This window comes from Enterobacter sp. FB (assembly GCF_000805795.1).
GTDB classification, from domain to species: Bacteria; Pseudomonadota; Gammaproteobacteria; order Enterobacterales; family Enterobacteriaceae; genus Enterobacter; species Enterobacter roggenkampii.
Window position 1 is genome coordinate 2,529,467 of sequence record NZ_JSZC01000013.1, and the last position, 12,886, is coordinate 2,542,352.

Here is a 12,886-nt window from a genome sequence, read left to right on the forward strand (position 1 = left end):
TCGGTTACGCGTTGGCTTCCTTAACTTCGCGGATGCGGTCCTGATACTCACGCAGCTTCTGCGGGGTCATCATGCGACGCTGATCGTCGAGCACCACACCACCCACTTCGTCAGCGATGTGCTGAGCGGATTGCAGCATCAGCTTAAAGTTTTGCAGTTCGTCGCCGTAGGACGGCACCTGCATAAAGATAGTGACACCCGGCGTCACGAAATCGCCCGTCATTTCTGGGTCGAATGTGCCAGGGTTAACCATATTGGCCAGGCTGAATAGCGCCGGGCCGCTACCGTCCGGGCTCAGGTGACGATGGAAGATATTCATATCACCAAACTTGAAGCCGGCCTGTTGAATACTGTTCAGCAGTACGTCACCGTTCAGATGGCTGCCGTGATGGGCGGCCACGTTCATGATGATCACCGCTTCTTTACGCTGCGTTTTTTCAACAACCGGCTCTGGCTCTACAACGGGCTCAGGCTCAACGTGCGGGGCAGGAGCGGGCTGCGGCGCAGGTTGAACATGAACAGGCTGCTGCGGTTGATGTACCGGTTGCGCAGGCTGCTGTTGCACAGGCTGCTGCACGGGTTGTTGTTGAACCGGCTGTGGCGCAGCAGGCTGCTGATACACAGGCTGTTGCGGCGGCTGGCGCACCGGTTCTTCCACAGGCTGTGGCGCTGGCTGGCGCGGCTGTGCAGAAGCATACGGCGGTTGATACTGGTGCTGCGAAGGACGAGGTGCTTCATGCTCCCCATGGCCTACGCCGGGCGCAGTATTGACCCGATGAACACGAACTTCACCCACGCCGTCATCGTCGCTTCCATCGATGTCATCTTCACTGTCATCGTCGTCACGACTGGACTTCATGCGCTTCAGTGGGCGATCGCGAAACATCGAGGAACGCTCTTTACGGCTGGTCCAGAAACCATGTACCAGTAAAGCGATTATGGCGATCGCGCCAACAATGATTAATATCAGACGCAAATCCTGCATCATTATATTCTCTGTTGTTCTAACACCTTGCCACCACGGCAAACATTTACTCACTAAGAGTATTTGCCGTTTACGTCAAGTGCAAGTGTGTGCAGAGCATTCACAGCATAAAGATGAAGGAAATCGTGCTTTTTGCTGGTTTTTCGAACATTTCCGAACTGGTCATTGGTCCGTAAGTGGATAATATAGGCGGGCAATTCCACTGGTTGTGTAAAAAGGAGTACAGCCTGGCTATGGTTTCAACATCTTCTTCTCCCCCGCGCAGCGGCGTCTGGTATTTTTCTCAGGGCTGGAAACTGGTCTCTCTGCCGGGTATTCGACGCTTCGTCATTCTGCCGCTGTTGATCAACATTATTCTGATGGGCGGCGCGTTCTGGTGGCTGTTCACAAAACTGGAAAGCTGGATCCCATCGCTGATGAGCTACGTGCCGGACTGGCTGCAGTGGCTTAACTACCTGCTCTGGCCGGTGGCGGTGATCTCCGTTTTGCTGGTATTTGGCTACTTCTTCTCGACGATTGCCAACTGGATAGCCGCGCCGTTTAACGGTTTGCTGGCGGAACAGCTGGAAGCGCGCCTTACCGACGCAACACCGCCGGACACGGGCATCCTGGGGATCATGAAAGACCTCCCTCGCATTATGAAGCGTGAATGGCAGAAGTTTGCCTGGTACCTGCCCCGCGCGGTTGTGCTGCTTATCCTCTATTTTGTGCCCGGCATTGGCCAGACGGTGGCACCGGTGCTGTGGTTCCTGTTCAGCGCCTGGATGCTAGCCATCCAGTACTGCGACTATCCGTTCGATAACCACAAGGTGCCGTTTAAAGAGATGCGCACCGCCCTGCGCAGCCAGAAGATCGCCAATATGCAGTTTGGCGCGCTGACCAGCCTGTTCACTATGATTCCGTTCCTGAATCTGTTCATCATGCCGGTTGCCGTTTGCGGCGCGACCGCCATGTGGGTCGACTGCTACCGTGCTAAGCACGCGTTATGGAAATAATGCAAAAATGTGTAAAGCAGGGGTGGCTTATGCCGCCCCTTATTCCATACTGATCCCCATTATTTCCTTGCAGTATATAGATATGCGAATTCCTTACTTCCCCCTACCTGCTTAGCAGGTATGCTGGGTCGGTATCCCAATTTCATACAGTTAAGGACAGGCCATGAGTAAGATTTATGAAGACAACTCGCTGACTATCGGTCATACGCCCCTGGTTCGACTGAACCGTATCGGTAATGGACGCATCCTGGCGAAGGTCGAATCACGTAACCCGAGCTTCAGCGTAAAATGCCGTATCGGTGCAAACATGATTTGGGATGCTGAAAAACGTGGCGTACTGAAGCCGGGCGTTGAGCTGGTGGAACCGACCAGCGGCAATACTGGGATCGCTCTGGCCTATGTTGCTGCCGCGCGCGGCTACAAGCTGACGCTGACCATGCCTGAAACCATGAGCATCGAGCGTCGTAAGCTGCTTAAAGCGCTGGGCGCGAACCTGGTGCTGACCGAAGGCGCGAAGGGCATGAAGGGTGCCATTCAGAAAGCCGAAGAGATTGTGGCCAGCGATCCGGCGAAATACCTGCTGCTGCAGCAATTCAGCAACCCGGCTAACCCGGAAATTCACGAGAAGACTACCGGCCCGGAAATCTGGGAAGATACCGACGGCCAGGTTGACGTCTTTATCTCCGGCGTAGGTACCGGCGGCACGCTGACCGGCGTGTCACGCTATATTAAAGGCACCAAAGGTAAAAAAGAGCTGATCACCGTTGCCGTTGAGCCGACTGATTCACCGGTTATCACCCAGGCCCTGGCGGGGGAAGAGCTCAAACCCGGCCCGCACAAAATTCAGGGGATTGGCGCAGGCTTCATTCCGGGCAACCTGGATCTGAAACTGATTGATAAAGTAGTCACTATCACGAACGAAGAAGCCATCTCTACCGCGCGCCGCCTGATGGATGAAGAAGGTATTCTGGCAGGTATCTCTTCCGGTGCGGCCGTTGCGGCAGCGCTTAAACTTCAGGAAGATGAGGCCTTTACCAATAAGAATATTGTGGTTATCCTTCCTTCCTCGGGTGAGCGTTACTTGAGCACCGCACTGTTTGCCGATCTGTTCACTGAAAAAGAGCTGCAACAGTAGTGCCACTATGTTAATAACGCGTAAAAAAGCACCTTTTCAGGTGCTTTTTTGTGGCCTGCTTCAAACTTTTGCCCCTCCTGGCATTGCTTCACCCCGTTGGGTCTGGTATTTAAACCAGCAATTATTTTGATGCGTGAAATTAATCAGCGAACGAAATAGCCTTGCTGAATCGATTTTATGATTTGGTTCAAGTCTTGCTTTCGCTGCATAATGTTTAATGACGATCGAAACGTCAGCGCTAACAATACAGGCTAAAGTTCAGTCGCCAGGCTAGACTTTAGTTCCACAACACTAAACCTATAAGTTGGGGAAATACAATGTTCCAGCAAGAAGTTACCATTACCGCTCCGAACGGTCTGCACACCCGCCCTGCTGCTCAGTTTGTTAAAGAAGCGAAAGGCTTCACTTCTGAAATCACTGTGACTTCCAACGGCAAAAGCGCCAGCGCAAAAAGCCTGTTCAAACTGCAGACTCTGGGCCTGACTCAGGGCACCGTAGTCACCATCTCTGCGGAAGGTGAAGACGAGCAGAAAGCAGTTGAGCATCTGGTAAAACTGATGGCTGAGCTCGAGTAAGTTTCCGGGTTCTTTTAAATATCAGTCACAAGTAAGGTAGGGTTATGATTTCAGGCATTTTAGCATCCCCGGGTATCGCTTTCGGCAAAGCACTGCTGCTGAAAGAAGACGAGATCGTCATCGACCGGAAAAAAATTTCTGCCGACAAGGTTGATCAGGAAGTTGAACGTTTTCTGAGCGGTCGTGCCAAGGCATCTGCGCAACTGGAAGCAATCAAAACTAAAGCTGGCGAAACTTTCGGTGAAGAAAAAGAAGCCATCTTCGAAGGGCACATCATGCTGCTCGAAGATGAGGAGCTGGAGCAGGAAATCATAGCCCTGATTAAAGATAAAGGCATGACGGCCGACGCGGCTGCGCATGAAGTTATCGAAGGTCAGGCAACTGCCCTGGAAGAACTGGATGATGAATACCTGAAAGAGCGTGCGGCTGACGTACGTGACATCGGTAAGCGCCTGCTGCGCAACATCCTGGGTCTGGCCATTATCGACCTGAGCGCGATTCAGGATGAAGTGATCCTGGTTGCCGCTGACCTCACCCCATCTGAAACCGCACAGCTGAACCTGAAAAAGGTCCTCGGTTTCATCACCGATGCGGGCGGCCGTACCTCCCACACCTCTATCATGGCGCGTTCTCTGGAACTGCCTGCCATCGTGGGTACCGGTAGCGTCACCTCTCAGGTGAAAAACGGCGATTATCTGATTCTGGATGCCGTAAACAATCTGGTTTACGTCAACCCAACTAACGAAGAGATCGAAAAACTGCGCGCGGTTCAGGAGCAGGTTGCGACTGAAAAAGCGGAACTCGCTAAGCTGAAAGACCTGCCAGCCATCACTCTGGACGGCCATCAGGTAGAAGTGTGCGCAAACATCGGTACCGTCCGCGACGTTGATGGCGCTGAGCGCAACGGTGCGGAAGGTGTTGGTCTCTATCGTACAGAATTCCTGTTCATGGACCGCGACGCGCTGCCAACGGAAGAAGAGCAGTTTGCTGCGTATAAAGCCGTTGCTGAAGCCTGTGGCTCTCAGGCGGTTATCGTCCGTACCATGGACATCGGTGGCGACAAAGAGCTGCCGTACATGAACTTCCCGAAAGAAGAGAACCCGTTCCTGGGCTGGCGTGCCGTGCGTATTGCGATGGATCGTAAAGAGATCCTGCGTGACCAGGTTCGCGCAATCCTGCGTGCCTCTGCGTTCGGTAAGCTGCGCATCATGTTCCCGATGATCATCTCTGTTGAAGAAGTGCGTGCACTGAAGAAAGAGATCGAAATCTACAAGCAGGAACTGCGCGACGAAGGTAAAGCATTTGACGAGTCAATCGAGATCGGCGTGATGGTGGAAACACCTGCGGCGGCGACCATTGCGCGTCATTTAGCCAAAGAAGTTGATTTCTTTAGTATCGGCACCAATGATTTAACGCAGTACACCCTGGCAGTTGACCGTGGTAATGATATGATTTCACATCTCTACCAGCCAATGTCACCGTCCGTACTGAACTTGATCAAGCAAGTTATTGATGCTTCTCATGCAGAAGGTAAATGGACTGGCATGTGTGGTGAGCTTGCAGGCGACGAACGTGCTACACTTCTGTTGCTGGGTATGGGTCTGGACGAATTCTCTATGAGCGCCATTTCCATCCCGCGCATTAAGAAGATTATCCGTAACACGAACTTCGAAGATGCGAAGGTGTTAGCAGAGCAGGCTCTTGCTCAACCGACAACGGACGAGTTAATGACGCTGGTTAACAAGTTCATTGAAGAAAAAACAATCTGCTAATCCACGAGATGCGGCCCAAATTACTGCTTAGGAGAAGATCATGGGTTTGTTCGATAAACTGAAATCTCTGGTTTCTGATGATAAGAAAGACTCCGGAACTATTGAGATTGTTGCTCCGCTCTCCGGCGAGATCGTCAACATCGAAGACGTGCCGGATGTAGTGTTTGCTGAGAAAATCGTTGGTGATGGCATTGCTATCAAACCAACTGGCAACAAAATGGTTGCTCCAGTTGACGGCACCATCGGTAAAATTTTTGAAACCAACCATGCGTTCTCTATCGAATCTGATAGCGGTATCGAACTGTTCGTTCACTTCGGTATCGACACCGTTGAACTGAAAGGCGAAGGCTTCAAACGTATCGCGGAAGAAGGCCAGCGTGTGAAAGTTGGCGACCCGGTGATTGAATTCGATCTGCCACTGCTGGAAGAAAAAGCCAAGTCTACCCTGACGCCGGTTGTTATCTCCAACATGGACGAAATCAAAGAACTGATCAAACTGTCTGGCAGCGTCACCGTGGGTGAAACCCCGGTTATCCGCATCAAGAAGTAATTCTTGCCGCACAGAAAAATGGCGCCTTCGGGCGCCATTTTTGTTTATGCCGGGAGGATAAGCTCGTCGTAGCCTTTCGACTGGGTATACAGCATCACGTCAGTCACCCGATCGCCGGCCATGCGAATGGCATCGGCAACGGTTTTCCCCTCAACAATGCCGCTCACCAGCTCTGAACAGAACAGGTCGCCCGTCCCTTTCAGATCGGTCTCTACGCGCGGATGCGCGCTGACAGTGACGCCCTCGCGTGAAACCAGCACCACGTGGATGTTTTGCGGATCGTCGGCAACCGGCGCACTGGTGATCGCCACCCATTTCAGGCTGTCGGAGAGCAGTCCCTGTGCCGCCGCGATGGCGCTTTCCGGCGTGCGGCACGGCTTGCCGCTTAACACTTCCAGCTCGTAGACATTGGGCGTGATCCCCTGCGCCAGCGGCAGCAGGTGCTCCCGATACGCTTCGGGGATCTCAGGCTTCACGTACATCCCGCTGTCAATATCGCCGATAACCGGATCGACCAGCACCAGCAGGTCAGGATGCTGCGCTTTGACCGCTTTCAGCCACTGCGCCAGCAGGACGATCTGGCTGGCGCTGCCCATATAGCCGGTGGTGACCGCCTTAAGCTCGCGCAGGATTTCGCGCTCTTCCAGCGCCTTCAGGTAGCCGCTGAACCACTCGTCGGGGATCACGCCGCCGTAGAAGGTGTCATAGTGTGGCGTGTTGCTGAACAGTACCGTCGGCACGGCGGTAACGTTCAGCCTGTGGGTACGAATATTCGGTACCGCAATGCTGTTCCCCACGCTGCCGTACACCACCTGAGACTGCACCGCGACAATATCGGTTTGCTGCGCCCGGGTATTATCCCGGAATAGAATCATCTCCATGACGCTTAAATCCCCGCCCCCTGCGAATAACTCTCTTCTCCAAAGACGCCGGTAGAGAGATAGCGATCGCCGCGATCGCAAATAATCGCCACCACTACTGCACCCGGGTTTGCCTGCGCCACCCGAATCGCACCCGCTACCGCGCCGCCCGAGCTGACGCCACAGAAGATACCTTCGCGCACGGCCAGCTCACGCATGGTATTTTCCGCCTCGCGCTGGTGAAGATCCAGCACCTGGTCCACAAGCTGTGCATTAAAAATGCCCGGCATATACTCCGCAGGCCAGCGGCGAATGCCCGGAATGCTGCTCCCCTCTTCCGGCTGCAGGCCAACGACGGTGACGGTTTTCGCCTGCTCGCGCAGAAAACGGGATACGCCGGTAATGGTTCCCGTGGTGCCCATGCTGGAGACAAAATGGGTAATGCGCCCGTCGGTTTGCTGCCAGATTTCCGGGCCGGTGGTGGTGTAGTGCGCGTAAGGGTTGTCCGGGTTGTTAAACTGATCGAGCAGTTTACCTTCGCCGCGCTCGGCCATTTCTAACGCCAGGTCGCGCGCGCCTTCCATCCCCTGCTCTTTGGTCACCAGAATCAGCTCGGCTCCGTAGGCACGCATCGCGGCGCGACGCTCCTGACTCATATTGTCCGGCATCAGCAGCTTCATGCGATAGCCTTTCAGCGCCGCAATCATCGCCAGGGCGATACCGGTGTTGCCGCTGGTGGCTTCAATCAGCACGTCGCCCGGCTTAATCTCGCCGCGCTTTTCAGCCTGGACGATCATCGACAGTGCGGCCCGATCTTTCACCGACCCCGCCGGGTTATTGCCTTCGAGTTTGACCCAGATTTCGCTGCCGTTATCCGGCCCCATGCGCTGAAGTTTGACCAGAGGGGTATTGCCGATGGTGTGTTCGAGTGTATTCACGATTTTTACTCAATAAAAAAGCCGGGTTGCGCGCAGCGATCCCGGCCTACAAGACGCAGTTTTAGCTGTAGGCCCGGTCAGCGCAGCGCCACCGGGCGATAAACATCCTAATAACCTATCAGGCTGACTCCGCCAGAGCAATATCCTCGCGCGTCTCGATGCGTTCCTTGCCGTGATAAATACGGGCATGCTGAAGACCGACAAACAGTCGCTCTCCCCGATGCGGCGGGACGTCGTCGCGCATGACCACGGTCAGCGGCTCGGTGTACCAGCCCAGCGGCTGAACCACCAGTTGGGTGTAATGCCCTTTAGGGCTCGCTTCCAGCACCTGTACCGGCAGCGGTGAGTCCAGGCTGGTTCGTCGGCTCACGTCCACTTCCCACGGACGCAGGAACAGATCGACCTGGCCCTGATGCGCGGAGGTATAGCCCAGCGGCCAGCGGTGCGCGCCAACGTGGAACTGACCACCGCGAATGGTGCCCTGCAGGCGGTTCACCTCGCCCATAAACTCCAGCACGAAGCGGGTCGCCGGTTCACGCCAGAGCTGCTCCGGCTCGTCAACCTGCTCAATGTTGCCCTGACTCATGACCACCACGCGATCCGCGACTTCCATCGCCTCTTCCTGGTCGTGGGTCACGAAGACGCTGGTGAATTTCAGCTCTTCATGAAGCTGACGCAGCCAGCGGCGCAGCTCTTTACGCACCTGCGCATCCAGCGCGCCGAAGGGTTCATCCAGCAGCAGAATTTGCGGTTCAACGGCCAGCGCGCGCGCCAGCGCCACGCGCTGTTTCTGCCCGCCGGACAGCTGGGCCGGGAAACGGTCCGCCAGATGCGCCAGCTGCACCATCTCCAGCAGTTTGGTCACTTTCGCCTTAATGGTTGCCGCATCCGGGCGCTCACGACGCGGCAGCACGGTCAGGCCAAACGCAATGTTGTCGAACACGGTCATGTGGCGGAACAGCGCGTAATGCTGAAACACAAAGCCCACCTTACGATCGCGGGCGTGCAGGCGGCTCACGTCGGTGCCGTGGAAGCGGATGTGCCCGCTGGTCTGGTGCTCAAGCCCGGCGATAATGCGCAACAGCGTGGTTTTGCCCGAGCCAGACGGCCCCAGCAGCGCCACCATTTGTCCGGAAGGGATATCCAGCGAGATATCATTCAGCACCTGGGTGCGACCAAAAGACTTCTTAATATTGGCAATCTCAATGCTCATGATTTCCCTCCTGATGCTGACGTTTTTCCTGATTTTCTAAACGCCACTGCACAACACTCTTCAAAAACAGGGTCAAAATCGCCATCAGCGTCAGCAACGCTGCGGCAGTAAAGGCGCCGATGGTGTTGTAGTCCTGCTGCAGGAGTTCAATCTGCAGCGGCAGCGACAGCGTTTCACCGCGAATGGAGCCGGAAACAACGGAAACGGCACCGAACTCACCAATCGCGCGGGCGTTGGTCAATACCACGCCGTAAAGCAGCGCCCAGCGGATGTTCGGCAGGGTCACGCGGCGGAACATCTGCCAGCCCGACGCACCCAGCAGCACCGCCGCTTCGTCTTCGTTGCTCCCCTGGCTTAACATCACCGGCACCAGCTCGCGCACCACAAACGGACAGGTCACGAAGATGGTCACCAGCACCATGCCCGGCCAGGCGAACATGATCTGCAGGTTATGCGCATCCAGCCAGCCGCCCAGCGGGCCGTTGGAGCCGTAGAAGAGCAGATACACCAGGCCCGCCACCACCGGCGACACGGCGAAGGGAATATCCAGCAGGGTCAGCAGCAGCTGACGTCCCGGGAAATTAAAGCGCGTCACCAGCCACGCCAGCAGGGTACCGAACACCAGGTTCACCGGGACGGTGATCAGGGCAATCAGCACGGTCAGCCAGATGGCGTGCAGCATATCCGGGTTCGCCAGGTTTTCCAGCGCGGGCATCAGGCCCTTGCTGAACGCCTGAACGAAGATATAAATCGTCGGCACGACGAGAATGAGGGCGGAAACCAGCACGCCCGCCCCAATCAGAAACCATTTACCCCAGTTGATGCGGGGCGCATCGTATCGCTTCAATTGCGTAACTTCCGCCATCAGTGACCTACCACACGTCGACCAAAGCGACTTTGCAGAGTGTTAATCGAGTACAGCAGCAGCAGCGAGGCCGCGAGGATCACCGAAGCGATCGCGCTCGCCGCCGGATAATCAAACTCCTGCAGGCGAATGAAAATCATCAGCGAGGTCACTTCCGTTTTCCAGGCGATGTTCCCGGCGATAAAAATCACCGCACCGAACTCGCCGAGGCTGCGGGTAAACGACAGCGCGACGCCCGCCATCAGCGCCGGAGACAGCTCCGGCAGCACCACTTTGCGGAAGCTCTGCCAGCGCGTGGCGCCCAGCGTTTCCGCCGCTTCTTCGTATTCCGGACCTAACTCTTCCAGCACCGGCTGCACGGTACGCACCACAAACGGGATGCTGGTAAAGGCCATCGCCACCGCGATACCAAGCCAGGTGTAGGTCACCTTGATGTCAAATTTCGCCAGCCACTCGCCGTACAGCCCGTTCACGGAGAAGAGCGACGCGAGGGTTAAGCCCGCGACCGCCGTCGGCAGCGCAAACGGCAGATCCATCAGGGCGTCAAGCAGCGTGCGGCCCGGGAAGCGATAGCGGGTCAAAATCCACGCCATCAGCAGGCCAAACACGCCGTTAAAAATGGAGGCGACAAACGCCGACAGCAGCGTCACCTTATAGGCCGCCACCACCTGCGGGTTGGTGATCACGTCCCAGTACTGCGCCCAGCTCATCTGCGCAAGCTGCATCACCAGCGCGCTGAGCGGCAACAGCAGAATCAGGCAGACGAACAGCAGGCTGGTCCCGAGGCTTAAGGTAAAGCCCGGCAGCACGCGTTTGGTCGAGACTGCAAACATTACTTATGCCCCGCCGCCAGCAGTTTGTCTAACTCACCGCCGCTGGCAAAATGCGTTTTCATCACGTCTGGCCAGGAGCCAAAATGGTCTTCCACGCGGAACAGCGCGGTCTGCGGGAACTTATCTTTCAGCTTGTTCATCACGTCCGGGTTGTTCACGCGGTAGTAGTAATCGGTAATGATGGTCTGCGCCTGAGGGCTGTACAGGTAATTGAGATAGGCTTTTGCCGCTTTCTCGGTACCGTTCGCCTGCACGTTTTTATCCACCCATGCGACCGGGAACTCGGCCAGAATGTTGGTTTTCGGGATAACCACCTCAAAGCCCTGCGCTTCATACTGCTTGCGGATGTTGTTCACTTCCGATTCAAAGCTGATCAGCACATCGCCCAGGCCGCGCTCTGCGAAGGTCGTGGTCGCCCCGCGGCCGCCGGTATCAAACACTTCGACGTTTTTCAGGAACTGGGTCATGAACTGCTCGGTTTTGGCTTTATCGTTACCGTCAGCCTTGTCCGCCGCGCCCCACGCCGCTAAATAGGTGTAACGCGCGTTACCGGAGGTTTTTGGGTTCGGGAAAATCAGCTTCACGTCGGAACGCACCAGGTCGCTCCAGTCGTGGATATTCTTCGGATTGCCCTTGCGCACCAGGAAACCCATGGTGGAGTAGAACGGCGAGCTGTTGTTCGGCAGACGGCTCTGCCAGTCCGCCGGGATGAGCTTGCCTTTGTCGTGCAGGATCTGCACGTCAGTCACCTGGTTGTAGGTCACGACGTCCGCTTTCAGTCCCTGAAGAATGGCCAGCGCCTGCTTGGACGAACCGGCGTGAGACTGCTTGATGGTCAGCTTGTCGCCGTTATTGTCTTTCGCCCACTGCTGTTCGAACGGGGGGTTAAGGGCGGCAAACAGCTCGCGGGAGACGTCATACGAACTGTTCAACAGTTCAGTCGCCTGCGCCTGTGCCACCAGCAGTAAACCTGCCAGCGCCAGAGTTCCTTTTTTCAGTACAATAACGGCCATTGCGCACCCTTATAAATGTGATGACTATCTTATAGTCATAATATTTATAACGGTGATGAAAGCAGTAACGGTTTTATATACCGTTTGGTGATTTAGAAGCAGAAAAGGGAATAAGGGGGCGGGGAAAATTGCCGGGTGGCGCTAAAGCTTACCCGGCCTACGTATGGAAAGCGGTTTTACAGCGCCAGCAGACGCTCGACGGACGGCGCGAAGTAGTAGCCGCCGGTCACCGGTTTGGTGAAGCGCAGCATGGCGTCGCGCTTGCCGTCGGTATCGCCGAACATGCTCAGCAGCTGCTGTTCAATGTTATGCAGGCGCGCGCAGTAGGCGCAGAAGTAGAGGCCGTGCGTACCGCTTGCGGTACCGTACGGCAGACTCTGGCGGACAATCTTCAGCCCTTTGCCGTCTTCTTTGAGGTCAACGCGGGTCAGGTGCGAGGTGACCGGACGGTCATCGCCGTCGATCTCTTCGTTAGCTTCTTTGGTGCGGCCAATCATCATCTCCTGGTCATGCACGCTCATGCGGTTAAGCTGCTTGAGGTTATGCTCCCAGCGCTGCACGAACACGTAGCTTCCGCCCGCGTCCACGCCGTCTTTGATTACCGCGACTTCACGACGCGTCTCTTCACCCGCCGGGTTTTCGGTTCCGTCGACAAAGCCGCTCAGATCGCGCTCTTCTACCCAGCGGAAACCGTGAACTTCTTCCTGCACCTCGATGCTGTCGCCAAAGGCCGCCACCGCCGCCTGCGCAACCGAGAAGTTCACGTCGTGACGCAGAGAAAGGATATGGATCAGCACGTCGTACTGGGTCGCAGGTGCAAGGCCTTTGCCGTAAGGAATGAAGTCCTTCAGCTCTTCTGCCCCTTCACCGCCGCTCAGCTGACGCCAGACGTTATTACCAAATGCAACAACGGCGCCGAGGTGGGCTTCCGGGAATTTGGCCTGGAAGGTCGCCAGTTTATCAATAAACGCTTTGCTGGCCGCACGCAGGGCATCCACGTCCCCTTTGACATTGGCTTCAATCCAAATCGCCGCGCGGCAATGTTCTGGCAAAATGCCACTCTGAACCTGAGACATCGCTCCTCCTGAAATAAAGATGCCACGTCAGCGTGGCATTGATGGCGGCTATTATACCCGGATTTCAGCGAGGCGG

13 protein-coding genes are annotated in these 12,886 nt (G+C 55.9%); 5 read left to right on the top strand and 8 right to left on the bottom strand.

Annotated elements, in window-relative coordinates:
- Nucleotides 1–4: 4 nt before the first annotated feature.
- Complete coding sequence (zipA, locus tag PI91_RS19030) at nt 5–988, bottom strand: cell division protein ZipA (protein WP_039266820.1); 984 nt, start codon at nt 986–988, stop codon at nt 5–7.
- Between the two features lie 230 nt (nt 989–1,218).
- Here zipA and cysZ point away from each other — a divergent pair, with 230 nt between their 5' ends.
- The 5 genes from cysZ (at nt 1,219) to crr (ending at nt 6,012) form a co-directional block, all read left to right on the top strand.
- Nucleotides 1,219–1,980, top strand: a complete 762-nt coding sequence (cysZ, locus tag PI91_RS19035) for a sulfate transporter CysZ (RefSeq protein ID WP_039266821.1) — start codon at nt 1,219–1,221, stop codon at nt 1,978–1,980.
- Nucleotides 1,981–2,143: 163 nt separating this feature from the next.
- Nucleotides 2,144–3,115, top strand: coding sequence for a cysteine synthase A (gene cysK, locus PI91_RS19040; protein ID WP_008501603.1), 972 nt, complete (start codon nt 2,144–2,146; stop codon nt 3,113–3,115).
- A gap of 317 nt (nt 3,116–3,432) precedes the next feature.
- Nucleotides 3,433–3,690 (top strand): phosphocarrier protein Hpr, encoded by a 258-nt coding sequence (gene ptsH, locus PI91_RS19045; RefSeq protein ID WP_000487600.1) that lies wholly within the window; start codon nt 3,433–3,435, stop codon nt 3,688–3,690.
- 44 nt (nt 3,691–3,734) lie between these two features.
- Nucleotides 3,735–5,462, top strand: coding sequence for a phosphoenolpyruvate-protein phosphotransferase PtsI (ptsI, locus tag PI91_RS19050; protein WP_008501604.1), 1,728 nt, complete (start codon nt 3,735–3,737; stop codon nt 5,460–5,462).
- A 40-nt stretch (nt 5,463–5,502) separates the two neighbouring features.
- Complete coding sequence (gene crr, locus PI91_RS19055) at nt 5,503–6,012, top strand: PTS glucose transporter subunit IIA (RefSeq protein WP_003861316.1); 510 nt, start codon at nt 5,503–5,505, stop codon at nt 6,010–6,012.
- 44 nt (nt 6,013–6,056) lie between these two features.
- Here crr and pdxK read toward each other — a convergent pair whose 3' ends face one another.
- The 7 genes from pdxK to PI91_RS19090 all read right to left on the bottom strand — a co-directional run bounded on the left by pdxK (nt 6,057) and on the right by PI91_RS19090 (nt 12,810).
- Nucleotides 6,057–6,893 (bottom strand): pyridoxine/pyridoxal/pyridoxamine kinase, encoded by an 837-nt coding sequence (gene pdxK / locus PI91_RS19060; protein WP_008501605.1) that lies wholly within the window; start codon nt 6,891–6,893, stop codon nt 6,057–6,059.
- 5 nt (nt 6,894–6,898) lie between these two features.
- A complete protein-coding gene (gene cysM / locus PI91_RS19065; protein WP_039266822.1) occupies nt 6,899–7,810 on the bottom strand; it encodes a cysteine synthase CysM in 912 nt (303 codons plus the stop codon).
- Between the two features lie 118 nt (nt 7,811–7,928).
- Entirely contained in the window at nt 7,929–9,023 is a 1,095-nt protein-coding gene (gene cysA, locus PI91_RS19070; protein ID WP_039266824.1) for a sulfate/thiosulfate ABC transporter ATP-binding protein CysA, read from the bottom strand.
- The gene (gene cysW / locus PI91_RS19075) at nt 9,013–9,888 is read right to left on the bottom strand and encodes a sulfate/thiosulfate ABC transporter permease CysW (RefSeq protein ID WP_008501608.1); all 876 of its coding nucleotides are present in this window, start codon (nt 9,886–9,888) and stop codon (nt 9,013–9,015) included. The genes cysA and cysW overlap by 11 nt, the downstream gene beginning before the upstream one ends.
- On the bottom strand, nt 9,888–10,721 hold the full coding sequence (gene cysT / locus PI91_RS19080) for a sulfate/thiosulfate ABC transporter permease CysT (RefSeq protein WP_008501609.1): 834 nt from the start codon (nt 10,719–10,721) through the stop codon (nt 9,888–9,890). The genes cysW and cysT overlap by 1 nt, the downstream gene beginning before the upstream one ends.
- A complete protein-coding gene (locus PI91_RS19085) occupies nt 10,721–11,734 on the bottom strand; it encodes a sulfate ABC transporter substrate-binding protein (RefSeq protein ID WP_039266825.1) in 1,014 nt (337 codons plus the stop codon). Before PI91_RS19085 ends, cysT begins: the two co-directional genes overlap by 1 nt.
- 176 nt (nt 11,735–11,910) lie before the next feature.
- Nucleotides 11,911–12,810, bottom strand: a complete 900-nt coding sequence (locus tag PI91_RS19090) for a Dyp-type peroxidase (RefSeq protein WP_023294250.1) — start codon at nt 12,808–12,810, stop codon at nt 11,911–11,913.
- Between the last annotated feature and the right edge of the window lie 76 nt (nt 12,811–12,886).

What these genes read in the sequence shown, in the direction of transcription:
- zipA (WP_039266820.1), bottom strand. Translation starts at nt 988, where the DNA reads ATGATGCAGGATTTGCGTCTGATATTAATCATTGTTGGCGCGATCGCC.
- cysZ (WP_039266821.1), top strand. Translation starts at nt 1,219, where the DNA reads ATGGTTTCAACATCTTCTTCTCCCCCGCGCAGCGGCGTCTGGTATTTT.
- cysK (WP_008501603.1), top strand. Translation starts at nt 2,144, where the DNA reads ATGAGTAAGATTTATGAAGACAACTCGCTGACTATCGGTCATACGCCC.
- ptsH (WP_000487600.1), top strand. Translation starts at nt 3,433, where the DNA reads ATGTTCCAGCAAGAAGTTACCATTACCGCTCCGAACGGTCTGCACACC.
- ptsI (WP_008501604.1), top strand. Translation starts at nt 3,735, where the DNA reads ATGATTTCAGGCATTTTAGCATCCCCGGGTATCGCTTTCGGCAAAGCA.
- crr (WP_003861316.1), top strand. Translation starts at nt 5,503, where the DNA reads ATGGGTTTGTTCGATAAACTGAAATCTCTGGTTTCTGATGATAAGAAA.
- pdxK (WP_008501605.1), bottom strand. Translation starts at nt 6,893, where the DNA reads ATGGAGATGATTCTATTCCGGGATAATACCCGGGCGCAGCAAACCGAT.
- cysA (WP_039266824.1), bottom strand. Translation starts at nt 9,023, where the DNA reads ATGAGCATTGAGATTGCCAATATTAAGAAGTCTTTTGGTCGCACCCAG.
- cysW (WP_008501608.1), bottom strand. Translation starts at nt 9,888, where the DNA reads ATGGCGGAAGTTACGCAATTGAAGCGATACGATGCGCCCCGCATCAAC.
- cysT (WP_008501609.1), bottom strand. Translation starts at nt 10,721, where the DNA reads ATGTTTGCAGTCTCGACCAAACGCGTGCTGCCGGGCTTTACCTTAAGC.
- PI91_RS19085 (WP_039266825.1), bottom strand. Translation starts at nt 11,734, where the DNA reads ATGGCCGTTATTGTACTGAAAAAAGGAACTCTGGCGCTGGCAGGTTTA.
- PI91_RS19090 (WP_023294250.1), bottom strand. Translation starts at nt 12,810, where the DNA reads ATGTCTCAGGTTCAGAGTGGCATTTTGCCAGAACATTGCCGCGCGGCG.